We start from the raw sequence: 23,207 nt of genomic DNA, 5'->3' as shown, positions 1-23,207 counted from the left end.
GGAGGAAGAAGTAGCGATGGCCGGCGCGATGCGCAAGATGGCGGTCTACCTCGGTCTTGTGGAGGACGACCGCTACGAGAGATACGACAGCTATTCCGACGACGAGTACGACGAGTTCGACGACTCGCGGAGGGGCGGCGAGGAGCGGCCTGGCACGGTCCAGGAGCGCGAGGACGACACTGACCCGGGCGTGCCCGCTCCGAGGCCCGCGACGGCTGTCATAGAGCGCCGCACGACCGATCTGGCGCGTATCACGACGCTTCATCCCCGCACCTACAACGAGGCGCGGACAATCGGTGAGCACTTTCGTGACGGCACCCCGGTCATCATGAACCTGACCGAAATGGTTGACAGTGACGCCAAGCGACTTGTCGATTTCGCGGCAGGTCTTGTCTTTGGCCTACACGGCAGCATTGAACGTGTTACCAACAAGGTGTTCCTGTTGTCCCCTGCCAATGTCGAGGTGACCGCCGAGGACAAGGCCCGAATCGCGGAACGCGGGTTCTTCAACCAGAGCTAGAGTTCCACCATGAACAGTGACCAGCCGGACAGGTCCCGACACGACCGGGGACGGCGGAACAGCGTGGAGGCGGGGGCGGACCGTGGGGATCGTTAGCGAGATCTTGGTCGTCGTCCTGTCCCTCTACCTGGTTCTGCTGATCGGCAGAATGATCTTTGAGACGGTGCAGGCGTTCGCACGTCAGTGGCGCCCCACGGGGGTCGTCCTGGTTCTGGCGGAAGCCGTATACACGGTGACCGACCCACCTCTCAAGTTCCTCCGCCGTTTCATTCCACCACTCCGGTTGGGTACGGTGGCCTTTGACCTAAGCTTCACAGTGCTGTTCATTGTGGTCTTGGTCTTGATCCAACTCGTGTCCGCGCTTCGTTGATCGGGTACCGTCCCTCCGGACAGACTCCAAGCGCGCCAAGGAGACCGAAATGCCGCTGACGCCCGCTGATGTGCGGAACAAGCAATTCAGTACGACCCGGCTCAGGCCGGGCTATGACGAGGAAGAGGTAGACGCCTTCCTTGATGAGGTCGAGTCCGAACTGGACCGTCTCATCCAAGAGAACGAGGAGCTCCGCGCCAAGCTGGCGGAGTGCCTGCGGGGCAAGGTGCCCGGCGGAATGGGAATGGCCATGGCGCCCGCCCCGGTCGCCGAGCCCAAGCCCGAGATGATGATGCCGCAGCCGGAGCCGATGCGTGCCCCCGAGCCGGTGCAGCACCAGCAGTCCGTTCCCGTCGGCATGGGGATGCCCCCGGCCGAGGACAACATGGACACCGCTGCCCGCGTGCTCGCGCTGGCCCAGCAGACGGCCGACCAGGCGATCGCCGACGCCCGCCGGGAGGCGGACGAGACGGTGACCCGGGCCCGCCGCGAGGCCGACGACATCCTCGGCAAGGCGCGTCGCCAGGCCGAGCAGGTCATCGGTGACGCCCGCGCCCGCGCCGAGACGCTGGAGCGCGACGCGCAGGAGCGGCACCGCCAGGCCATGGGCTCGCTGGTGCAGACCCGCGACGAGCTCGAGCGCAAGGTCGAGGAGCTGCGCAGCTTCGAACGGGAGTACCGTAGCCGTCTGAAGCTGTACCTTGAGAACCAGCTCGCCGAACTGACTGTGGCTGCCGAGGGCAGTGGCGGATTCCCGATCGTGGGCGGCCCCCCGGCCATGTCCCACGCCGTGGCTCCGGGTGGACAGCCGACCATCCAGGGTGCCCCCAACCCGTTCGGTGGTGAGCCGTCGCAGCATTCGGGCGCCTTCCAGGGCGTTGACGGTCCGCACAACGACCGCCGCTAGGGTGTCGGGTCATCCCTCTGACCCGTATCCGGGAGTTCCTCTGTGATCCTTATCAGCGCCGGCTTGGTGGTCACCGCCATCGTCCTGCTCATCGCGGGGTTCGTGCTGGCCAAGCCATTTCTGGTCATGTGGTCGATCGCGGTCAGCGTTCTGTCCGCGGTCTTCCTGGTGATCGGGGCGTTGTTGCGCCGCCATGAGCTGTTCCCCGGCGGGCGCGCCGGGGAGGCTCCGCTCCCTCCCAAGGGACCGGTTCCGGCCGGGCCGATGCCTGCGCCGCACATGAGGCCGGATCAGCGTGTCCCCTCGGCTCCGCACCCGAGGGCGCCGCACGGCATGCCGCCGGCGGCGACCGCCGCGCCTCAGCCCCGGCCGCGTCCGATGGCCGGGCCGGCCCCCGCCGCGAGGCAGGGCCTCCTGGACGCCGAGGCGATCGTCCTGGTGATCCCGGGGCGCAAGCGGTATCACGTCGCCGGCTGCCGGCAGCTGGTCGGCAGGGATCATGAAGAGCTCACTCACGAGGAGGCGCGCGAGGAGGGCTTCACGCCCTGCACCACGTGCCTGCCCGAGTTCACCGGCGGGATCCAGCCGCAGGACGCTCCCACCGGAGCCCAGGAGCCGGCCGCGCACCCGGCCCCCTCCCCGGAGCCCGGTCCCTCCGGCGACACCCGCGGGCCGGACGTTCACGAGCCCACCGCCCGCTTCAGCCCGCCGTACCGGCCCGTCACCACGGCCACCCCGCAGGAGGCCGCGACGCCGGTGACCCGGCCATACATCCAGGGCGCGCCGGCTCCCCAGGAGCAGGCACGGCCGCAGGAACCGGCGAGCCCGCCGCTCCGCGCCGCGGAGACCGCCGCCCGGTCCTTCCCGATCCAGTCCCCGGAGCCCGAGCCGGAGACGTCCGCCGACTCCGAGGCCACCAGCTGGTTCAGCCGGGACATGGTCGCGTCGGTCACCTCCAAGCCGGAGGCCCAGGCAGGATCCGAGCCCTCCGAGCCCGAGGACGGCACCCCGGCCGAGCCGGAACCCGCCGCCAAGCCGGAAGTCCGGGCAGGCTCCGAGTCCGAGGACGGTAGCCGGGTTGAGCCGGAGCCCGTCACTCCTGTCTCCACCGGGGCCGAGGCCCCCGCCGAGGCCGGCGGCCCGGCGGAGTCCGATCCCGCTGCGTCCGGCCCCGCCGCGCAGGAGGCTTCCGAGGAGCCCCCCACGGCGGAGGGGAAGGCCGCCGACGGGTCCGCCTCCACGGAGCCGGACAGCCCCTCCGAGCCGGTGGAGCCGGCCGGCACCGCACCCGGGCGCGCCGGGCAGCCGGTGCCGGCCGACTCCACCTCGGCGGAGCCGCAGGTTCCGGCGGCCGGGGAGAAGGCCCCTGAGCCGGAGCGGAAGGCGGCGCCGGAGGAAACGCCCGGCGAGGACGACGGAGACACCGCCCCCCACGGCATCCCCGCGGTCAAGGACGGGCCGGAACCCGGTCCCGGCGACTCCGGAACGGTCAAGGTCATCGTCGGCACCCGCCGCTTCCACAGCTCCGCCTGCCCGCTCATCAAGGGCACGGACGGCAGCGGCATCGAGACCATGACCCGGGCCGAGGCGGAGGAGGCCGGCCTGAGCAGCTGCTCGGTCTGCCGCGACCAGGGCTAGCCTCTCGTCGGCTCACAGGGCACAGGCCCTGCCGGCCGCATCGGAAAGGGCTCCGGGGAAGATCCCCGGAGCCCTTTCCGACGTCCCGCCTCCCGATGGCCGGTGCCGCTCCCCGCGGAGCGGCACCGGCCGGGGAAGATCAGACGGTACGGCGGAGCTGGAAGGTCAGGCCGAGATCGGCGTCGTGGTGGACCGGGAGGTCGCCTCCGGATCCCTCGACGAGGGAGACGGCGAGGACCTCGCCGGCCACCGTGCCGCCCTGGGTGCGCAGGGTCTCGGCCAGGTCGGCGTCGGTGGTGGACCACCACACGTCGATCCGGTCGGAGATGGACAGGCCGGTCGACTTGCGGGCGTCCTGGAGCAGGCGGATGACGTCGCGGACCAGGCCGGAGCGGCGCAGCCCGTCGGTGATGGTCAGGTCGAGGGCGACCGTCTCGCCGGTGCCGGTGTCGACGGCCCCGGTCTCCACCGCCCAGCCGGACTTCGGCTGCTCGGTGACGATCACCTCCTCGCCGTTCAGCTCCACCGTGCCCAGCTCGCCGGCGTCCACCGAGACCGCCGAACCCGAGCGGAGGGCGCGTGCGAGCTCCCCGGCGTCGGCGGCGGCGACGGCCGCGGCGACCAGCTTGGTCTGCGAGCCGAACCTCTTGCCCAGCGCCCGGAAGTTGGGCTTGACGGTGAAGGAGACCAGGTCGGCCTCGATGCCCGACAGGTCCTCCAGGCCCTGGACGTTGAGCTCGTCGGCGATCAGCTCGCGCAGCTCGGGGGAGAGCGCGGCCCAGCCGCGGGCGCCGACCAGCGCCCGGCCGAGCGGCTGGCGGGTCTTGACCCCGCTGGAGGCGCGGGCCGAGCGGCCCAGCTCCACCAGGCGGCGGACCAGCGCCATCTGCTCCGACAGCGCGGGGTCCAGCAGCTCCTCGGTCACCGAGGGCCAGGCGGCCAGGTGGACGGAGGAGGGGCCCTCGGCGTCGCGCAGCACGTCCCAGACGTAGTCGGTGATGAACGGCACCACCGGTGACATCAGCCGGGTGACGGTCTCCAGGCACTCGTACAGCGTGGCGAACGCCGAGGCGTCACCGGACCAGAAACGGCGGCGGGAGCGTCGCACGTACCAGTTGGACAGGTCGTCGAGGAACTCCGCCAGCCGCCGTCCGACCCGGGCGGTGTCGAACTCGTCCATCGACGCGGTGACCTCGGCCACCGTCCGGTGCAGCTCGGCCAGCACCCAGCGGTCGATCAGCGGGCGCTCGGCGTACGAGGGGGCCTCGGAGAGCCTGGACGGCGACCATGATTCGGCGTTGGCGTAGAGGGTGAAGAACGACGCGGTGTTCCAGTAGGTCAGCAGGACCTTGCGGACGATCTCCTCCAGGGCGCCGTGCCCGACCCGGCGGGCCGCCCACGGCGAACCGGCGCAGGCCATGTACCAGCGCAGCGCGTCGGCGCCGTGCTGGTCCATCAGCGGGATCGGCTGCAGCACGTTGCCCAGGTGCTTGCTCATCTTGCGGCCGTCCTCGGCGAGGATCAGACCGAGGCAGAGCACGTTCTCGTAGGAGGACCTGCCGAAGACCAGCGTGCCGACCGCCATCAGCGAGTAGAACCAGCCGCGCGTCTGGTCGGTGGCCTCGCAGATGAACTGCGCCGGGTAGGCCTTCTCCAGCATGTCCGCGTTCTGGTACGGCGCGCCCCACTGGGCGAACGGCATCGACCCCGAGTCGTACCAGGCGTCGATCACGTCCGGCACCCGGCGCGCCTCGGCCCCGCAGGTGGGGCAGGGCAGCGTGACGTCGTCCACGTAGGGGCGGTGCGGGTCGAGCGCGGACACGTCCTGGCCGGAGAGCCGGCTCAGCTCCTCCAGCGAGCCGACGCAGGTGATGTGCGACTCGTCGGCGGAGCAGACCCACAGCGGCAGCGGCGTGCCCCAGTAACGCGACCGGGACAGCGACCAGTCGACGTTGTTGCGCAGCCACTCGCCGAAGCGGCCCCACTTGATCGTCTCGGGGTACCAGTCGGTCTTCTCGTTCTCGGCGAGGAGCTGCTCCTTGATCGCCGTGGTGCGGATGTACCAGGCGGGGAGCGCGTAGTAGAGCAGGGCGGTGTGGCAGCGCCAGCAGTGGGGGTAGCTGTGCTCGAAGTGGCCGCCCCGGTAGAGCAGGCCGCGCGCCCTGAGGTCCTCGGTCAGGCCCTCGTCGGCGTCCTTGAAGAACTGCCCGCCGACCTGGGGGACGCTGTCGAGGAAGCGCCCGTCGGGGCCGATGGGGTTGACCACCGGCAGGCCGTACCGCTTGCAGGTCGTCAGGTCGTCGGCGCCGAAGGCGGGGGCCTGGTGGACCAGGCCGGTGCCGTCCTCGGTGGTGACGTAGTAGCCGAGCACCACGTAGTGCGCGCCGGGGATGTCGACCAGGTCGAAGGGGCGGGAGTAGGTGGTGTGCTCCAGGTCGGCGCCCTGGAATGTGGCCAGGACCTCGGCGCCCTCGCCCAGCGCGGAGACCAGCAGCGGCTCGGCGACGACCAGCACCTCGTCGGACCCGGCGGGACGTGCCGCGACATAGGTCACGTCGGGGTGCACGGCCACGGCGGTGTTGGAGACCAGCGTCCACGGGGTGGTGGTCCAGATCAGCAGCGAGGCGCCGAGGTCGGCCAGCGGGCCGGAGGTGGCGGGCATGCGGACGTAGACCGACGGGCTGGAGACGGTCTCGTAGCCGCCGGGCTGGCCCAGCTCGTGGTCGGACAGGCCGGTGCCGCAGCGCGGGCAGTAGGGGGTGATCCGGAAGTCGCGGAACAGCAGGTCCTTGTCGAAGACGACCTTGAGCGACCACCAGACGGACTCCACGTAGCTCGGGTCCATCGTGCGGTAGGCCTGGGACAGGTCGATCCAGTAGCCCATCCGCTCGGTCATCTCTTCGAAGGCGTCCACGTGCCGCAGCACCGACTCGCGGCACCTGGCGTTGAACTCGGCGACGCCGTACGCCTCGATGTCCTTCTTGCCGGACAGGCCGAGTTCCTTCTCGACGGCGACCTCGACCGGCAGGCCGTGGCAGTCCCAGCCCGCCTTGCGGGGCACGTTGTAGCCCTGCATCGACTTGTAGCGGGGGAAGACGTCCTTGAAGACGCGGGCCTCGACGTGGTGCACGCCGGGCATGCCGTTGGCGGTGGGCGGGCCCTCGTAGAAGACCCAGTTGGGGCCGTCGGTGTTCTGCTCGACCGAGCGCTCGAAGACCTTTCCGTCACGCCAGCGGTCGAGCACCTCATGTTCGAGCGCGGGCAGATCGACCTGCGCGGGAAGAGAGCGGAAATAGGCGGACATAACGGGCGGGACCTCCACGCTGGTGCTGGCAGTGGCGTGGAGGGACGAGACCCTCGGGCCCCGCGGTACCACCCTCCTTGACCTTCACATGGGAAGGCCCTCTTCCTTTGGTCTGCTGCCGGGTCTACTGGGCCGAGGTGGCCGTTCTTCCGGCGGCTCCGGGGTGATTTTCCCTCCGGTCCTCGCCCCGGGCTCACACCGTCCCCGGGTCGCTCGGGCGAGGGGATACGGAGGTGGCTGTCCCCATCAACGCCTTGCAGGCTCAAACGATAACGCACTGGCCTGCTCAAAGCTTCCCAATATCGGCGGGGCGGGGGAATCGGGAGGAAGGGGCCGGATGTTACGGGAGTGGTAAACATCACGGCGGGTCGTTTGCCGTTCTGTTATGGGAGACCTAAGCTGCCCGCACCGTTTACCGCATTGGATACGGTCCGATCGAGCAAGGAGGCCGACATGGCCGCGACTGTACGCGCAGACGAGGGCGCCGTGGCGCCGTCACAGGACGGTACCGTCGTCACCTGGTCGGTCACGGAGCTCGCGGAAGTCCGCGAGCGGCTGGCCACGGAGATCACCGAGCTGAACCAGGAGATCGCCAAGGCCGAGACCGAGATCGCGTCAAGTGATGTGACGGATGGTGCGGGAGACGACCAGGCGGACGCCGGAGCCCGCACCTATGAACGGGAACGCGAGATCGCCCTTACCCTGAATTCGCGCGACCTGGTCGCGCAGAACGAGCGGGCGATCGCCCGGATCGACGCGGGAACCTACGGAGTGTGCGAATCGTGCCACAAGCCGATCGGCAAGGAACGCCTTCAGGCGTTCCCGAGGGCGACGCTGTGCGTGGCCTGCAAGCAGCGGGAGGAGCGCCGCTGACCGGTGACACCGTCGACGGGGTGGTTCCGGCCGCCCCGTCCGGAGTGCGGCGGATCGCCGTGCTCGCAACGATTGTACCGATTGTTTACTTCCTTGACCTGATCACGAAGACGATCGTGCTGAGGACCCTGGAGGGCAGGGAGCCGTTCGTCGTCATCCCGGGCCTGCTCCAGTTCCGGGTGATCTTCAACTCCGGGGCGGCCTTCAGCATCGGCACCGGTATGACGATCGTCTTCACGTTCGTCGCGGCCGGCGTGGTGATCGCCATCCTGCGCACCGCGCGGCACCTGCGCAGCCTGCCCTGGGCCATCACGCTGGGGCTGATGCTCGGCGGGGCACTCGGCAACCTGACCGACCGGCTCCTCCGCTGGCCCTCGGGCTTCGGCCGGCCCTCGCCCTTCCAGGGGCACGTCGTCGACTTCATCGAGACCTTCCCCGGGCACTTCCCGGTCTGGAACGTGGCGGACTCGGCGATCGTCTGCGGCGGGATCCTGGCCGTTCTCCTCGCCTGGCGGGGTTACCAGATCGACGGCACGCGCGACACGGGGGAGCACAAGAGCAATGGCTGAGCAGCGGAGTCTCCCGGTTCCCGACGGGCTGGAGGGCGAGCGCCTCGACGCCGCCCTGTCCCGGCTGTTCGGCTTCTCGCGCACCCGCGCGGCCGAGCTGATCGTCTCCGGTGACGTGCTGGTGGACGGCTCGCCGGCCGCCAAGTCCGACCGGGTCCACGCGGGCGCGTGGCTGGACGTCACCCTGCCGCCGCCGCCCACCGCGCCGATGCCGGTCGCGGAGCCGGTGCCGGGCATGAGGATCGTCTACGAGGACGACGACATCGTGGTCGTCAACAAGCCCATCGGCGTGGCCGCTCACCCGACCACCGGCTGGACCGGGCCGACCGTGATCGGCGGCCTGCTCGGCACCGGGCACCGCGTGGCGACCAGCGGCGCCGCCGAGCGCCAGGGCATCGTCCACCGCCTGGACGCCAACACCACCGGCGCCATGGTCGTGGCCAAGAGCGAGCACGCCTACTCGCACCTGAAGCGGGCCTTCAAGGAGCGCACGGTCGACAAGCGCTACCACGCGCTGGTCCAGGGGCATCCCGACCCGCTGCGCGGCACCGTCGACGCGCCGATCGACCGCCACCCCTCCGGAGACGGCCGGTTCGCCGTCGTGGCCGGGGGCAAGGAGTCGGTCACCCACTACGACACGATCGAGGCGTTCCGCGCGGCTTCGCTGCTCGACATCAAGCTGGAGACCGGCCGGACCCACCAGATCCGGGTCCACATGTCGGCGCTGCGCCATCCGTGCGTCGGCGACATGATGTACGGCGCGGACCCCACGCTGGCCGCCCGCCTGGGCGTCACCCGGCAGTGGCTGCACGCGGTCTCGCTGGCCTTCGAGCACCCCGCGACGGGCGAGTGGGTCTCCTTCACCACCGACTATCCCGATGACCTGGCCCATGCCCTGAAGGTCGTCGGCAGCGAGTCGTAGCGGCCGCCCGTCTCCGCCGGCGGCTACTTGTCCTTCTTGTCTTTCTTATCCTTCTTGACCTTGCCGTTGGACGTGTTCTGGGCCTTGCCGGAGGCGCTCGTCCCGCCGTCGTAGCCCGCCTGCTCGGCCGGCTGCCCCTCCTGGCTCTGTCCCTCGTCCTGTCCCCGGTCCTGGGTGGCGTCGTCTCCGGAGGCGCCCCCGGACTCCTGCCCCGGGTCGCCGTCCGGCTCCTGCTCCGGCTCCTGTCCCTGGTCCTGGCCGGAGTCGTCCTGCGACCCCTGGCCGGGCTTCTTGCCGGAGTCCTTGTCCTGGTCCTTTCCGGGCTTGTCCCCGGAGCCGTCCTTGGAGTCGTTCTTCGCGTCGTTCTTCGCTTCGTCCCGCGCGGGTCCCTCCGACGGGGACGGGCTGTTCTGCCGGGGCCGATCCCGGCCCGTGCCGGTGGAGGACCGGTCCGGGGCGTTCCCCGTCGTGTCCGGCGTGGGATCCTTCCTCCGCTCGGGCAGCCTGGCCTGCTCGGTCTTGTCCTTCGGCTTGTCGTCCTTGGCCGGGACGCTCACGGAGGCGGGGGGCCTCTCCGGTGACCCGCCGGAGGAGTTCAGGGCCACCCAGGCGGCTCCGCCCGACGTCAGGGCCACGGCGACCACCGCGGCCGCGAGGGCCGCGACGGCCGGACGCCGCCGTCCTCCGCGGGCGGGCGCCTCGAGGTCCGCGTCCGCCGGGGGCACCGCCCCGGCGGCCTGGACCGGGGCGCGGGGGGACGGGACCGGGAGCGCGATGGGCGCGGTGGGCTGTGGCTCGGTGCCGTTCACGATCGCCCGCAGGTGGATCTGCACATCGTGGGCGGACATGCGCTGCGCGGGGTCCTTGCGGAGCAGGCCGACGACCACCGGGCCCAGCGATCCGGCGAACCTCAGCGGGGCGGGCTCCTCGTGCATGACCGCGCTGAGCGTCGCCAGCGGGTGGGCGCGCTCGAAGGGAGAACGCCCCTCGACCGCCATGTAAAGTGTCACGCCCAGCGACCACAGGTCGGAGGCGAACTCCGCCGGGCCCCCGCTCGCCCGCTCCGGCGCGATGAACGCCGGGGTGCCGATGAGGGCGCCGGTCCTGGTCACCGACGAGTCGCCTTCGAGCACCGCGATGCCGAAGTCGGTCAGCACGGCCCGCCCGTCCTTCGACAGCAGCACGTTGTCCGGTTTGACGTCACGGTGCAGCACGCCCGCCCGGTGCGCGGCGAGCAGCGCCCCGAGCACTTCGAGCCCGATCTGCGCCACCCGTGCCGGCGGCAGCGGCCCGTCCTCCCGGACCACGGCCCCGAGCGTCCGGGAGTCCACGAGCTGCATCACGATCCACGGACGCCCCTGCTCCTCGATGACGTCGTAGACCGTCGCGACGCCCGGGTGACCGATCCGCCCGGCGGCGCGGGCCTCCCTGAGCGTCCGTACGGTGAAGACGTCGCGTTCGGGACCGGTCAGGTCGGGGGAGGGGATGACCTCCTTGACCGCCACGTCCCGGCCGAGCACCTCGTCGCGAGCCCGCCAGACCGTGCCCATGCCTCCCCGGCCGATATGTTCGATCAGCCGGTACCGAGCGCCGATGAGCCCCTGAGAATCGGTCATGGACGTCGGGCTACCCCCGTTCGACCCGGACAATCCGGATATGTCATGCGGTCTGGTGGATCGCCGGGCAGGACGAGGGGCGCGGCACGGTACGGCGGCGCCGACGCCGATATCAGCTCATGACATGGCGCAGCCCGGCCGTGACGGCGGCGGCCGTCGCGAGCACCACCAGGAAGGGCGCGCGCAGCAGCAGCGCCACCACGGCCGCTCCCAGCCCGGCGGCGCGGGGCCCGTCGAAGTGCAGTTGCTGCCCGTGCGCGAAGGTCTGCACCGCGATCAGCGCGGCCAGCAGCGCCACCGGGACCAGCGCGGCGAAACGCTGCACCGTCGGATGGTCGAGCACCTGGCGCGGGGCCGACAGCCCGGCGAGCTTCAGCGCGTAGCAGCCCGCGCAGGTGATCACGATTGCCCACCAGACAGTCACTTCGGCCTCCTCAGGATCACGGCGAGCACGGCGACCGCCGCGATCAGCACGGGCACGCCCGGCGGGGTGAACGGGGTCGTGGCCAGCGCGATCGCCGCGCCGCCGCCGGCGATCAGCCGCAGCGCGCGGGTCTCGGGACCGCTGCCGGTGAGCCGGGGCCACAGGATGGCCAGGAACGTCGCCGGGCCCACCACGTCCAGCCCGAACACCGCCGGGTCGGCCACCCGGGAGGTGCCCACCGCGCCGAGCAGGGTGGTGACGTTCCAGGTCAGGTAGAGGCTGACGAAGGTGACGAAGAACCCGGTCCGGGCCGACCGCTCGTCGGGCTGGGCCAGGGCCACCGCGGTCGTCTCGTCGATCACCCCGTGGGCCGTCGGGAGCCTGCGCCAGCCCCGGGCCGCGAGCAGATCGGACATGCGCAGGCCGTACAGGCCGTTGCGGGCTCCCAGCAGCAGCGCGCCCGCCGTGCCGGCGGCGAGGTTGCCGCCGCCGGCGACGACGCCGACCATGGCGAACTGCGAGGCGCCGGTGAAGGCGAACAGGCTCAGCACGCATGCCTGCGCGACGCTCAGGCCGGCGGTGACCGCGGCGGCGCCGAACGCCACCCCGGACAGTCCCACGGCGATCCCCACGCCCAGTCCGTCCCTGACCGCTGAGGAACGAGTGGTTGTATCCATGAGAATGAGGTTATGTCCGGTTTTATAGTGTCGTCTTGTACGTTCCTGCGCGTTGGTAGGCCCCGGGCGGCACCCCCACGATCCGCTTGAAGTGCCTGGTCAGATGGGCCTGGTCGGTGAAACCCACGTCGGTGGCGACCTGCGCGGCCGGCGTTCCGGAGTCGAGCAGCCCCCGGGCCCGCCGGACCCGGAGCGTGTTGAGGTAGGCGTGCGGGGGCAGGCCCGTGGCCGCCTTGAAGGCCCGGATCAGGGTGAAGGGTTTCGCCTGTACGGCCCGCGCCAGATCCTCCAGCGTGGGCGGGGCGACGAGCCGTTCGTGCAGGATCTCCCGCGCCCGCCGTACCGCCCGGTCCTCCCTGGCGGGCCGCGCGTCCGCCGGGCGGTGGTCGGCGTGGTGTCTGAGCAGGGCGCCGAAGGCCGTGCGGGCGAGCGTGGAGGAGGCCAGGTCGTCGCCGTGCTCGGCGGCGGCGTGCGCGGCCCGTAGCAGCGCGGTGGCGTGCGGATGGGAGACGACGGGCTCGGGGAAGTACGGCGTGCCGCGCCCGGCCGTCACCTCCGCGGCGATGTCCGCCATGACCTCGATCGACGGGTAGAGCATCCGGTAGGCCCAGCCGCCGGGCTCGCCCGCCTGGCCGGTGTGCACGTGCTCGGGGTTGACCAGGACCAGGCTCCCCGTGCCCGCGCGGTGCCGGGCGCCCCGGTAGTCGAACTCCTCGACCCCGGACAGGATCACCCCGATCGCGTAGCCGTCGTGCACGTGCCGGGAGAACCGGTGGGTGACATACCTGGCCTTGAGCAGGTCCACCCCCGGCAGCCCCGGGCTGCGCCAGAAGCGCGCCGCCTCCCGGTCGGTCACGGCCGGAAGGTCTCGGTGAACCTGTCGAAGAACGTCCGGTTCCACCTGGCGTCGTCCGGGCCCTCCCAGTAGATCGCGTACGGGCGGCCCGTGAGCGTGCGGAAGCCGCGGTCCAGGACGCGCGTCCTGACCTTGTCCTTCAGGTAGGTGAACTCCCAGTCGGCGGCGGGCAGGCCGCGGTATCTCAGCGCGGTGATGCCGATCCGCTCGTAGCCCGGCCAGACGTTCTTCGCCAGCCCGCCCCGCTCCACCTTCTCCCAGTGCTTGACCGGGTCCGTCTCGGGGTCCTCGGTCGACTCGATCCACAGGAAGCCGTTCCTGCCGGGAGGCCGGAACTCGACCCTGTCGCGTCCGGAGAACCGCTTGACGGCCCAGCCCCTGGGCACCGCGACGGTGAAGCCCATCGGGTCCCGGTGAAGCCGCCAGCCCGCCGGGACACCCGTGGTCGGGCGGGCGGACGGGGTCCGGGTCGCCTGGGGGGGCCTGGAGGGTGTGGCGGAGGTAGCCGGCTCGCCGGTGACGACCGCCGCGGACGTCGGCGGGGACGACGGCGTGCCGTCCCCCTCCCGGAGCACCAGCCATCCCCCCACCCCGACCGCCACCACGAGCGCGGGCACCCCGACCGCGAGCGCCACCCGCCCCGTCCCCGACCGGCGTGCCGGAGGGGCGAGCCGCCCGGCGTCGGTGGGCTGCCCCTGCTGCGGCCACCGCGGGTACGCGGGATCGTCCGGGGGCGGCTGCCCGAAGTGGGCGGCTCCGTCCGGGTAGGGCGGCTGCCCGGCGTGGGTGGGGGAGCTCCGATACGGCGGCCGCCCGGAACGGGCGGGGCCGTCACCGTAGGGCCGCTGCGCGGGGTCGCCGGGATGGGACGGCTGCCCGAAGTGGGCGGCTCCGTCCTGGTGGGACGGCTGCCCGAAGGACGACTGCCCGAAGTGAGGGGGACTGTCCTGGTGGGAGGGCTGCCCGGCGTGCTGCGGATACCACCCACCCGGTGCGGCCCCCGACGGATACGACGGCGCCTCCACCGGATACGGCGGCGCCTCCACCGGATACGCCGGCTGCCCGGTGTGCGGCGGTCGGGCGGCGTACGCAGAGCCGTCGTGGCCCGCCGGGGCGCCCGGGTGGGGCGGCTGGGTGTGGCGGGCGGCCGTGCCCGGGTGCGGGTGCGGGTGCGGGGCGGCCGGCCCCGCCGCGCCGGCGGCCTGCCCCGAGGCCGCGCGGCTGAGCAGGGCCGTGGCCTGATCGGCCGTCATCCGGGTGGCGGGGTCCTTGATCATCAGGCCGAGGACCGCGTCGGCCAGGGGACCGGTGTGCGTCATGGGGCTGGGCTCGCCGTGGAGGACGGCCATCATGGTCGCCGCGGCCGTTGCCCGCTCGAACGGCGCACGCCCCTCCAGGGCGGCGTACAGCGTCGCCCCGAGGGACCACAGGTCCGACTCGGGGGTGGCCGCCAGCCCGTGGAGCCGTTCCGGGGGGAGGAAGGCCGGGGTGCCGACCATCCCGCCCGTCCGGGTGATCGCGGTCTCCTGTGTCATCGAGGCGATCCCGAAGTCGGTCAGCACGACCCGGCCGTCGTCGGCCAGCAGCACGTTCTCCGGCTTCACGTCACGGTGCAGCACCCCGGCGGCGTGCGCGGCCAGCAGGGCGCCCAGCACCTGCAGCCCGACCGAGGCGACCCGCTCGGGAGGCAGCGGCCCGTCCGCGCGGACGACCTCGCCCAGCGAGCGCGACCGGACCATCTGCATGACGATCCAGGGCCGGCCCTCCTCCTCGACCACGTCGTGCACGATGATCACGGACGGGTGGTCGAGCCGGCCGGCGGTCCTGGCCTCCCGGATCGTCCGCCGGTTCATCTCCGTGCGCGCGGCCTCGTCGATCCCGCGGTGACGGACCTCCTTGACCGCCACGACCCGGTCGAGAAGCTCGTCGTGGGCCCGCCAGACGACGCCCATCCCGCCCTCGCCGATGGCTTCGAGCAGGCGATATCGGCCCGCCACCTTCCGTTCGGTCATTTTCTCGCCCCTCCCAAACCCACGAATCGTAGCCGGTCGGGGCGGCCCTCACTTTTTCGACGAGAAGGTCTGGGCGAACCCCTCGAAGAGGTGCATGTTCTTCTTCCAGTCCTTGGCCAGGGTGTGCCAGTAGATCGCGTATCCCCGGCCGCCCTTGGTCACGAACCCCCGGTTGAGCACCCGGGCCTTGCCCGAGCTCGTGTTCCAGGTGAACTCCCAGTCGGCGGCCTTCTCCATGTAGTCGACCTTCTCGATCCGGATCCGCTCGTAGCCCGGGAAGCTCCCCCGGCTGGCCCGCTCGCCGGTGTACCAGTCCTTCTTCGGGTCGGGACCCGCCTTGGCGACGTATTCGACGAACACGAAGCTCGTCCGGTCGGGTCCGCGGAACCACACCTGCTGGCCCGGCCGCTTGTCCACCTTCCAGCCCTTGGGCAGGCCGATCGAGAAGTCGTTGCTGTCCTTGTGCATGTGCCAGCCCGCGGGGAGCTTCGACTCCTTTTTCTCCTTCTCCTTCTCCTCGGTCTCGGTGGGGCTGGGCGCGGGACTCGGAGGGGTGGACGGGGTGGCGTCGGCGGTCGACTTGGCCGGTCCGGCCGATGTGGCCGGCTTGTTCGCGTTCGGTGTCTGCGGCACGTCCGACTCGCGGCTGCGCATCCCCAGCCAGCCGGCGACCGCCCCGACGATCAGGACCGCGGGCACGAGCACCAGCAGGCCCCGCTTCACGGGCGACCGGGACCCCTGGGAGAACACCGTCGGCGACGTGGAGAAGGGTTCGTGCGCCGGCGTGGAGGTCGCCGCCGAAGGCAGGTCCCGGAGACCGGGCTCCCGGGAGGGCGGCGGGACGGACGGGACCGGCCTGGGCGCGGGGACCGGCTCGGCTCCGGGCTCGGGCCGGACCGGCGGGAAGGGGTCCCGTCTCACCTTGGGAGCCGGTCGGGGAGCCGGTTCGGGAGCCGGCCTGGGGGCGGGTTCGGGAGCGGGCCGGGGAACGGGCGTGGGAGCGGGCCGGGAGACGGGTCCGGGGGCCGGCCGGGGGGCGGGCTCCCGCCGTACCTCCACGACGGGCTCCCGCGGCGCCGGCGCCGCGGGAGGCGGGCTCTTCGCGGGGGCGGGCGCGGCGGACCCCAGCTGCACGCCGGTCGCGGGGAAGCCCTCCGGCTCGTATCTGATCCCGGGGTCGGTCTCGGCCGTCGCCGAGGTGGTCAGGGCCGGCATGACGGCGGTCTTGGCGGGCGGCTTGGCGGCCCGCTGCTTGCCGCCGTCGGCCACCTCGCGCAGCAGCCTCGCGGCCTCGTCGTAGGACATGCGCCGGTCCGGGTCCTTGCGCAGCAGCCCGTCGAGCACCGTGGTCAGCAGCCGCCCGGCGCGGACCGGAGGCTCCGGCTCGTCGTTCAGCACGGCGTGCATGGTCGGCAGCGCCCCGCCCCGGTCGTGCGGGGGCTTGCCCTCCACGGCCGCGTACAGCGTCGCCCCGAGCGACCACAGGTCCGACTCGCGCTGCGCGCTGCCGCCCTTGATCCGCTCCGGCGGGATGAACGCGGGCGTGCCCGCGATGCCGGTCATGGTCAGGGCGGTCTCGGTCTCCAGCGTCGCGATGCCGAAGTCGGTCAGCACCACCCGGCCGTCATGGGCCATCAGCACGTTCTCCGGCTTGACGTCCCGGTGCAGCACTCCCTGGGCGTGCGCGGCGCGCAGCGCGTCCAGCATCTGCAGGCCGATCTCCGCCACCTTCTCGGGCGGCAGCGGACCGTCCTGCCGCAGGACCTTGCCGAGAGAGCGGGACTCCACCAGCTGCATGACGATCCAGGGGCGCCCGTCCTCCTCGACCACGTCGTGGACGACCACCACGTTCGGGTGCGTCAGCCGCCCGGCGGCACGCGCCTCGCGCTTGGTGCGCCGGTTGAAGTCTTCCTGGTTGTCCTCGCCGAGCATGTCCGCGTAGCGGACCTCTTTGACCGCGACCTCGCGGTCCAGGAGCTCGTCGTGGGCCCGCCAGACGATGCCCATGCCACCCCGGCCGATGGGCTCGCGCAGGTGGTAGCGGGCGGCAACGCGACGTCCCTCAGAAGACTGTGCTTCGGCCATCAACCGCACCTACCCCTTTCTAAACCCCCGAATACTCTCATAGGCCGAGAAGGGTGATCGACTCTCGCGCGACCTGAGTGTCCACAATCCGAGACGTGTTGTCCAGCAGGTGGCGTGTGGTGGAGGGATGGCCTATCGTCAATAGCATGACTTGCTATTTCGCGTTTATCGAGCCGGCTCCGGAGGGCCGGTCGTGACAGCGTGATCTAGCGACCATCCGGAGCCGGCACGAGGCAGAGACCCAGTCTCTGCCTTTTTTGTTTCTGACGATTCGCCGGCTCGCGGATGGGTGCCGGCTGAGCATGAGGAGCCGAGATGTCCTTGTTGACCGCACACCTGGAGCGCGGGGCCGTGAAGCTGGGGACGCTCACGGTGGGGGCCGGACCGGCGGTGGTGGTCGGTGGCCCGGGCGCGGACGCCCGCTGGGTCAACCTGCGCGACCACCACGGGCGGGTGCCCGCCGCGGAGGCGGTGGCGGCGGTCCGCGCCGAGTGGGCCGGGCCGATCCTGGTGGAGCCGTTCTCGACGGCGGACCTGCCGGAGATCGGCGGCGCCGACGGCGTGGTGGTCGGCGCGGCCTGGATGCAGGACTTCCAGCTGGTCCGCGCGGTCGCCCGGCTGGGCCTGCCGGTGATCGTCCAGCGCGGGCCCGCCGCGACCCTGGAGGAGTGGCTGGCCATCGCCGACTACTGCGTGGCCGAGGGCAACGACCAGGTCGTGCTCTGCGAGAGCGGCAGCCGTACACACCTGGCCGGGGTGACCCTCGACCTGGCCCTGATGCGCGCCGCCCGGGAGAAGTCCGGCCGCCCCGTCCTGGCCGATCTCGGTGAGGACCCCGCGCTGGCCGCCGCCGCCGTCGCGGCCGGCGCCGACGGCCTGCTGCTGGCCCCCGGCGCCGGCGAGCGGGCCGTCCTCGCCGCACAGGAGGCCGTGAAGATCGTCGGCGCGCTCACCCGCCGCGAGACCCCCGACTCCGTCCTCGCCGCCCGCGGCGCCGTCGACCGGGTCGACGCGGCCCTGGCGGTCCTCCTCGAACGCCGTGCCGAGCTCGCCGGCGCCATCCAGCGGCTCAAGCCCGTCGGCGGCTTCGCCGGTCGCGACATGGACCGCGAGCGCCGCCTGGTCACCGAGATGGCCCGCCGCGCCCCCGGCCTGGGGGAGGTACGGCTGGCGCCCATCATGAACGCCGTCATCGAGGCGGGACTGCACCTGGCGGAGGAGCGCAGGGCGAGCGGTCAGGACTGACCCCGTGCCCGCTCCGGACCGGCCCGTCTCCGGCGGTCCGGCCGCGGCGCGTGCCCGCGCCGGGTGCCGGCCGACCGCGGGCCCGGTCCGGGCGTCAGCCGAGGGGCGCACCGGCGCGCCGGCGGCGGGGGTCGACGATCCGCCAGCCGGCGGCGATGGCGACGACCAGCAGGGGGATGCAGAAGAAGGCGATGCGCTGGTCGGCGTCGGCGAACGGCATGAGCAGCATCACCAGCGCGAGGAAGGCCAGGGTGAGCCAGCCGGTGTAGGGCGAGCCCGGCATCCGGAAGGCGGGGCGTTCGAGCAGGCCCTGTTCGGCGGCGCGGCGCAGCCGGATCTGGCAGTAGAGCAGGGTACCCCAGGTGGTGATCACGCCGAGTGAGGCGATCGCGGTGGCGATGTTGAAGGCACGCTCCGGGACGTAGTAGTAGAGGACGACCCCGGCGACGAACACGGTCGCGGTGATGAGGATGCCCCCGTAGGGGACCTGGCGGGAGCTGAGCTGCCCGGCGAAGGCGGGGGCCTCGCCCTTCTGGGCCATGGCCCGCAGGATCCGGCCGGTGGAGTAGAGGCCGGAGTTGCACGACGACAGGGCGGCGGTGATGACGATCAGGTTCATCGCGCCGGCGGCCCAGGGGATGCCGAGCGCGGCGAAGACCGTCACGAACGGCGACTGGCCGGGGCCGTAGGCGGTCCACGGCAGGACCATGGCCAGCAGCAGGACCGAGCCGACGTAGAAGATCACGATCCGCCAGATCACGCCGTTGATCGCCCTGGGCATGACCTCCCGGGGGTTCTCCGTCTCGCCCGCGGCGATGCCGACCAGCTCGATCGAGGAGTAGGCGAAGATCACCGACTGCAGGCTCATCAGCGCCATCGGGAACCCGTTGGGGAAGAAGCCGCCGTGCGCGAGGAGGTTTCCCGCCCCCGCGGTGCTGCCGCCCAGCTCGAAACCGAAGATCACCAGCGCCAGGCCGGTCACCAGGAACGCGCAGATGGCCAGGACCTTCAGCAGGGCGAACCAGAACTCCAGCTCGCCGAAGAGCCGCACCGACAGCAGGTTGACGGCCAGCACGAACGCCAGCGAGATGAGCGCGGTCAGCCACCGGGGGAACTGCGGGGCCCACAGGCTCACGTAGATGGAGATCGCGGTCAGCTCGGCGATGCCGGTGAAGGCCCAGTTGATCCAGTACATCCAGCCGCTGGCGAAGGCCGCCCAGGGTCCGACGAAGTCGGCGGCGTACTCTACGAAGGAGCCCGAGGTCGGTTTGTAGAGCACGAGCTCGCCGAGGGCCCGCATGACGAAGAACGCCGCGAGGCCGGCGGCCGCGTACGACAGCACCAGTGCCGGGCCGGCCGCCTGGAGCCGCCCGCCGGCCCCGAGGAACAGCCCGACGCCGATCGCGCCGCCGATCGCGATCATCTGCACCTGGCGGTTGCCGAGCGCGTGGCTGTAGCCCTCGTCGGTCTTCACATGTTCCCCCCGTACGCCCAGCTCAGAAACACCGTCACCCAAAGTAGCCGATCGTCGCTCAGAGTGTGCGACGACGGGGGGTCCGAGTGGTGGCAAAGTGTGTGCCGGGGGGTGCGGCGGCGGGTGGCAAACACGCGTAGGCTTCCCACGCCGACACGCGACTAGGGGAGGAACGGGGACGCATGTCCGACTCGTTTGTGCATCTTCACGTTCACACGGAGTACTCCATGCTCGATGGAGCCGCTCGTCTGAAGCAGATGTTCAAACAGGTCGGTGAGCTGGGCATGCCCGCCATCGCGATCACCGACCACGGCAACATGCACGGCGCCTACGACTTCTACAAGCAGGCCACCGGCGCCGGGATCAAGCCGGTCATCGGCATCGAGGCCTACGTGGCGCCGGCCTCCCGCCACCAGAAGAAGCCGGTGCTGTGGGGCGAGCCCCACCAGAAGCGCGACGACGTGTCGGCCGGCGGCTACTACACCCACATGACGATCTGGGCGAAGAACGCCAAGGGTCTGACCAACCTGATGAAGCTCTCCTCGCGCGCCTACACCGAGGGCTTCGTGCGCAAGTGGGCCCGGATGGACGCCGAGACCCTCGCCGAGCACTCCGAGGGGCTGATGGCCACCACCGGCTGCCCGTCGGGGGAGGTCCAGACCCGCCTGCGCCTGGGGCAGTACGACGAGGCGCTCGCGGCGGCGGCGAGGTTCCAGGAGCTGTTCGGCAGGGACAACTACTACCTGGAGATCATGGACCACGGGCTCGACATCGAGCGCCGGGTCCGCGACGGCCTGACCCGCATCTCCAAAGAGCTGAACATCCCACCGCTGGTCACCAACGACTCCCACTACACCTACGAGTCGGACGCGACCTCCCACGACGCGCTGCTGTGCATCCAGACCGGCAAGCAGCTCGCCGACCCCGACCGGTTCCGCTTCGACGGCAGCGGCTACTACATCAAGACCGCCGACGAGATGCGCGCGGTCGACTCCTCCGACCTGTGGGCCGAGGGCTGCCGCAACACGCTGCTGGTCGCCGAGAAGGTCGACCCGACCGGCATGTTCGGCTTCAAGAACCTGATGCCGACCTTCCCCATCCCCGAGGGGGACAGCGAGGAGAGCTGGTTCCGCAAGGAGATCTGGAAGGGCATGGAGCGGCGCTTCCCCGAGGGCGTCGACGAGGAGCACCGGGCGCAGATCGAGTTCGAGATGAACGTCATCCTGCAGATGGGGTTCCCCTCCTACTTCCTCGTGGTCGCCGACTTCATCATGTGGGCCAAGAACAACGGCATCCGGGTCGGTCCGGGCCGTGGTTCGGCGGCCGGCTCGCTGGCGGCGTACGCGCTGGGCATCACCGACCTCGACCCGCTGCCGCACGGGCTGATCTTCGAGCGGTTCCTCAACCCCGACCGCGTCTCCATGCCCGACGTCGACATCGACTTCGACGAGCGCCGGCGCGGCGACGTGATCCGCTACGTGACCGAGAAGTACGGCGCCGACAAGGTCGCCATGATCGCCACCTTCGGCACCATCAAGGCGAAGGCGGCCATCAAGGACGCCGCCCGCGTCCTCGGCCATCCGTACGCGCTGGGCGACAAGGTCTCCAAGGCGTTCCCGCCCGCGGTGATGGGCAAGGACATCCCGCTGTCGGGCATCTTCGACAAGGACCACCCGCGCTACAACGAGGCCGGTGAGCTGCGCAAGCTGTACGACGAGGACGTCGACGTCAAGTCGGCGATGGACCTCGGCCGGGGCCTGGAGGGCCTGATCCGGCAGACCGGCGTGCACGCCGCCGGCGTGATCATGTCCTCGGAGGTGCTGACCGACTACATCCCGATCATGCGCCGCGACTCCGACGGCGTGATCATCACGCAGTTCGACTACCCGACCTGCGAGACGCTCGGCCTGCTCAAGATGGACTTCCTGGGCCTGCGCAACCTCACGATCATCGACGACTGCCTGAAGATGATCGAGGCCAACACCGGCAACAGGATCGACCTGCTGAAGCTGCCGCTGGACGACCGCAAGACCTACGAGCTGCTGGGCCGCGGTGACACCCTGGGCGTGTTCCAGCTGGACGGCGGCGGCATGCGGTCGCTGCTGCGGCTGATGAAGCCCGACAACTTCGAGGACATCTCCGCCGTCGGCGCGCTGTACCGGCCGGGGCCGATGGGCGCCGACTCCCACACCAACTACGCGCTGCGCAAGAACGGCCTGCAGGACATCACCCCGATCCACCCCGAGTTCGAGGAGTCGCTGCAGGAGATCCTCGGCACGACCTACGGCCTGATCGTCTACCAGGAGCAGGTCATGGCCATCGCGCAGAAGGTCGCCGGGTTCTCCCTCGGCAAGGCCGACCTGCTGCGCCGCGCGATGGGCAAGAAGAAGAAGTCGGAGCTGGACAAGCAGTTCGAGTCCTTCGAGCAGGGCATGAAGGACAACGGCTACTCGGCCGCCGCGATCAAGACCCTCTGGGACATCCTGCTCCCCTTCTCCGACTACGCCTTCAACAAGGCGCACAGCGCCGCCTACGGCCTGGTCTCCTACTGGACCGCCTACCTCAAGGCCAACTACCCCTCCGAGTACATGGCCGGCCTGCTGACCTCCGTCAAGGACGACAAGGACAAGTCGGCCCTCTACCTCAACGAGTGCCGGCGCATGGGCATCAAGGTGCTCCCGCCGGACGTCAACGACTCCGACTTCGACTTCACCCCGCGCGGCACCGACGTGCGGTTCGGCCTGTCGGCCATCCGCAACGTCGGCGGCAACGTGGTCGACGGGATCATCGCCGCGCGCAGGGAGAAGACCCGTTTCGCCGACTTCAAGGACTTCCTGCGCAAGGTCCCCATGGTCGTCTGCAACAAGCGGGTCATCGAGTCGCTGATCAAGGCGGGCGCCTTCGACTCGTTCGCGCACGAGCGCAAGGGCCTGGTGATGGTCCACGAGCAGGCCGTCGACAGCATCATCGGGATCAAGAAGAACGAGGCGCAGGGACAGGACTCCCTGTTCGGGGCGGTCGAGGGCGCCGAGGACCAGACCTTCGACGTGCAGATCCCGCCCGGGGAGTGGGACAAGACCACCCTGCTCCAGTTCGAGCGGGAGATGCTCGGCCTCTACGTCTCCGACCACCCGCTGTTCGGCGTGGAGCACATCCTCGCCTCCGGCGCCGACTGCTCGATCGCCGCGCTCCAGGACGAGAACCGCGCCGACGGCCAGGTCGTCACGGTGGGCGGCATCCTGAGCGGCGTCCAGCGCAAGGTCACCAAGAAGGGCGACACCTGGGTCCTCACCATGCTGGAGGACCTGGAGGGCGCCATCGAGGTGATGATCTTCCCCTCGGCGTACCAGCTGTGCGCGACGGTGCTCGCCGAGGACGCCATCGTCTTCGTCAAGGGCCGCCTGGACAAGCGCGAGGACGTCGGAAAGATCATCGCGATGGAGGTGACCGCTCCCGACCTGACCCGCGAGAGCGGCGGCCCCCTGGCGGTCAGCCTCCCCCTGACCCGCTGCACCCCTCCGGTGGTCGGCCGCCTCAAGGAGGTCCTGACCGCCCATCCCGGCACCACCGAGGTCCATCTCCAGGTCCACAACGGTCCGAAGACCACCATCGTGCGGCTGGACGACCGCCTGCGCGTGGCGCCCTCCCCGGCGCTGATGGGTGATCTGAAGCAGCTCCTGGGCCCGGCCTGTCTCGGCGCCTGACGATCGGGGAC

The 23,207-nt window shown here is 71.1% G+C and carries 17 protein-coding genes; 9 read left to right on the top strand and 8 right to left on the bottom strand.

What is annotated here, in order from left to right; genetic code table 11:
* Positions 1–16 precede the first annotated feature (16 nt).
* From BM085_RS12200 to BM085_RS12185, 4 genes are all read left to right on the top strand, one after another.
* A complete protein-coding gene (locus tag BM085_RS12200) occupies positions 17–520 on the top strand; it encodes a cell division protein SepF (protein WP_093887099.1) in 504 nt (167 codons plus the stop codon).
* Between the two features lie 82 nt (positions 521–602).
* Positions 603–890 carry a YggT family protein gene (locus tag BM085_RS12195; protein ID WP_031160088.1) on the top strand — a complete coding sequence of 96 codons (288 nt, stop codon included), beginning with the start codon at positions 603–605 and terminating at the stop codon, positions 888–890.
* A 49-nt stretch (positions 891–939) separates the two neighbouring features.
* The gene (locus tag BM085_RS12190) at positions 940–1,797 is read left to right on the top strand and encodes a DivIVA domain-containing protein (RefSeq protein WP_093887098.1); all 858 of its coding nucleotides are present in this window, start codon (positions 940–942) and stop codon (positions 1,795–1,797) included.
* Between the two features lie 42 nt (positions 1,798–1,839).
* A complete protein-coding gene (locus tag BM085_RS12185) occupies positions 1,840–3,435 on the top strand; it encodes a hypothetical protein (protein ID WP_093887097.1) in 1,596 nt (531 codons plus the stop codon).
* 139 nt (positions 3,436–3,574) lie between these two features.
* On the opposite strand, the gene ileS is transcribed toward BM085_RS12185, so the two are convergent.
* Positions 3,575–6,739: an isoleucine--tRNA ligase gene (gene ileS / locus BM085_RS12180; protein WP_093887096.1), complete on the bottom strand. Its 3,165-nt coding sequence runs from the start codon at positions 6,737–6,739 to the stop codon at positions 3,575–3,577.
* A 453-nt stretch (positions 6,740–7,192) separates the two neighbouring features.
* On the opposite strand from ileS, the gene BM085_RS12175 reads away from it, so the two are divergent.
* Genes BM085_RS12175 through BM085_RS12165 form a run of 3 tightly spaced genes read left to right on the top strand, consistent with a single transcriptional unit; the run spans position 7,193 to position 9,103 of the window.
* Positions 7,193–7,612 carry a TraR/DksA family transcriptional regulator gene (locus BM085_RS12175; protein ID WP_093887095.1) on the top strand — a complete coding sequence of 140 codons (420 nt, stop codon included), beginning with the start codon at positions 7,193–7,195 and terminating at the stop codon, positions 7,610–7,612.
* Positions 7,576–8,181 (top strand): signal peptidase II, encoded by a 606-nt coding sequence (locus BM085_RS12170; RefSeq protein WP_342742876.1) that lies wholly within the window; start codon positions 7,576–7,578, stop codon positions 8,179–8,181. Before BM085_RS12175 ends, BM085_RS12170 begins: the two co-directional genes overlap by 37 nt.
* The gene (locus tag BM085_RS12165) at positions 8,174–9,103 is read left to right on the top strand and encodes an RluA family pseudouridine synthase (RefSeq protein WP_093887094.1); all 930 of its coding nucleotides are present in this window, start codon (positions 8,174–8,176) and stop codon (positions 9,101–9,103) included. The genes BM085_RS12170 and BM085_RS12165 overlap by 8 nt, the downstream gene beginning before the upstream one ends.
* Positions 9,104–9,126: 23 nt before the next feature.
* Here BM085_RS12165 and BM085_RS12160 read toward each other — a convergent pair whose 3' ends face one another.
* The 6 genes from BM085_RS12160 to BM085_RS12135 all read right to left on the bottom strand — a co-directional run bounded on the left by BM085_RS12160 (position 9,127) and on the right by BM085_RS12135 (position 16,773).
* Positions 9,127–10,719: a serine/threonine protein kinase gene (locus BM085_RS12160; protein ID WP_093887093.1), complete on the bottom strand. Its 1,593-nt coding sequence runs from the start codon at positions 10,717–10,719 to the stop codon at positions 9,127–9,129.
* A 112-nt stretch (positions 10,720–10,831) separates the two neighbouring features.
* The gene (locus tag BM085_RS12155) at positions 10,832–11,143 is read right to left on the bottom strand and encodes an AzlD domain-containing protein (RefSeq protein ID WP_093887092.1); all 312 of its coding nucleotides are present in this window, start codon (positions 11,141–11,143) and stop codon (positions 10,832–10,834) included.
* Entirely contained in the window at positions 11,140–11,820 is a 681-nt protein-coding gene (locus BM085_RS12150) for an AzlC family ABC transporter permease (protein ID WP_093887091.1), read from the bottom strand. Before BM085_RS12150 ends, BM085_RS12155 begins: the two co-directional genes overlap by 4 nt.
* A gap of 22 nt (positions 11,821–11,842) precedes the next feature.
* Complete coding sequence (locus tag BM085_RS12145; RefSeq protein WP_177245074.1) at positions 11,843–12,676, bottom strand: AraC family transcriptional regulator; 834 nt, start codon at positions 12,674–12,676, stop codon at positions 11,843–11,845.
* A complete protein-coding gene (locus BM085_RS12140) occupies positions 12,673–14,688 on the bottom strand; it encodes a serine/threonine-protein kinase (RefSeq protein ID WP_093887090.1) in 2,016 nt (671 codons plus the stop codon). The genes BM085_RS12145 and BM085_RS12140 overlap by 4 nt, the downstream gene beginning before the upstream one ends.
* A gap of 48 nt (positions 14,689–14,736) precedes the next feature.
* Positions 14,737–16,773 (bottom strand): serine/threonine-protein kinase, encoded by a 2,037-nt coding sequence (locus tag BM085_RS12135; protein WP_143120895.1) that lies wholly within the window; start codon positions 16,771–16,773, stop codon positions 14,737–14,739.
* A gap of 315 nt (positions 16,774–17,088) precedes the next feature.
* Here BM085_RS12135 and BM085_RS47170 point away from each other — a divergent pair, with 315 nt between their 5' ends.
* Positions 17,089–18,018 (top strand): chorismate mutase, encoded by a 930-nt coding sequence (locus tag BM085_RS47170; protein ID WP_342742875.1) that lies wholly within the window; start codon positions 17,089–17,091, stop codon positions 18,016–18,018.
* A gap of 94 nt (positions 18,019–18,112) precedes the next feature.
* Here BM085_RS47170 and BM085_RS12125 read toward each other — a convergent pair whose 3' ends face one another.
* The gene (locus BM085_RS12125) at positions 18,113–19,492 is read right to left on the bottom strand and encodes an amino acid permease (protein WP_245789273.1); all 1,380 of its coding nucleotides are present in this window, start codon (positions 19,490–19,492) and stop codon (positions 18,113–18,115) included.
* A gap of 182 nt (positions 19,493–19,674) precedes the next feature.
* Here BM085_RS12125 and dnaE point away from each other — a divergent pair, with 182 nt between their 5' ends.
* Positions 19,675–23,196, top strand: a complete 3,522-nt coding sequence (gene dnaE, locus BM085_RS12120; RefSeq protein ID WP_093887087.1) for a DNA polymerase III subunit alpha — start codon at positions 19,675–19,677, stop codon at positions 23,194–23,196.
* The last annotated feature ends 11 nt before the right edge of the window (positions 23,197–23,207 follow it).

This window comes from Streptosporangium canum (assembly GCF_900113865.1).
Taxonomy (GTDB): Bacteria; Actinomycetota; Actinomycetes; order Streptosporangiales; family Streptosporangiaceae; genus Streptosporangium; species Streptosporangium canum.
This window is presented reverse-complemented; position numbering and strand designations above follow the sequence as displayed.

Coding starts and splice junctions, on each gene's coding strand:
- BM085_RS12150 (WP_093887091.1), bottom strand. CDS start 11,820: ATGGATACAACCACTCGTTCCTCAGCGGTCAGGGACGGACTGGGCGTG.
- BM085_RS12190 (WP_093887098.1), top strand. CDS start 940: ATGCCGCTGACGCCCGCTGATGTGCGGAACAAGCAATTCAGTACGACC.
- dnaE (WP_093887087.1), top strand. CDS start 19,675: ATGTCCGACTCGTTTGTGCATCTTCACGTTCACACGGAGTACTCCATG.
- BM085_RS47170 (WP_342742875.1), top strand. CDS start 17,089: ATGTCCTTGTTGACCGCACACCTGGAGCGCGGGGCCGTGAAGCTGGGG.
- BM085_RS12135 (WP_143120895.1), bottom strand. CDS start 16,773: ATGGCCGAAGCACAGTCTTCTGAGGGACGTCGCGTTGCCGCCCGCTAC.
- ileS (WP_093887096.1), bottom strand. CDS start 6,739: ATGTCCGCCTATTTCCGCTCTCTTCCCGCGCAGGTCGATCTGCCCGCG.
- BM085_RS12200 (WP_093887099.1), top strand. CDS start 17: ATGGCCGGCGCGATGCGCAAGATGGCGGTCTACCTCGGTCTTGTGGAG.
- BM085_RS12160 (WP_093887093.1), bottom strand. CDS start 10,719: ATGACCGATTCTCAGGGGCTCATCGGCGCTCGGTACCGGCTGATCGAA.
- BM085_RS12165 (WP_093887094.1), top strand. CDS start 8,174: ATGGCTGAGCAGCGGAGTCTCCCGGTTCCCGACGGGCTGGAGGGCGAG.
- BM085_RS12140 (WP_093887090.1), bottom strand. CDS start 14,688: ATGACCGAACGGAAGGTGGCGGGCCGATATCGCCTGCTCGAAGCCATC.
- BM085_RS12175 (WP_093887095.1), top strand. CDS start 7,193: ATGGCCGCGACTGTACGCGCAGACGAGGGCGCCGTGGCGCCGTCACAG.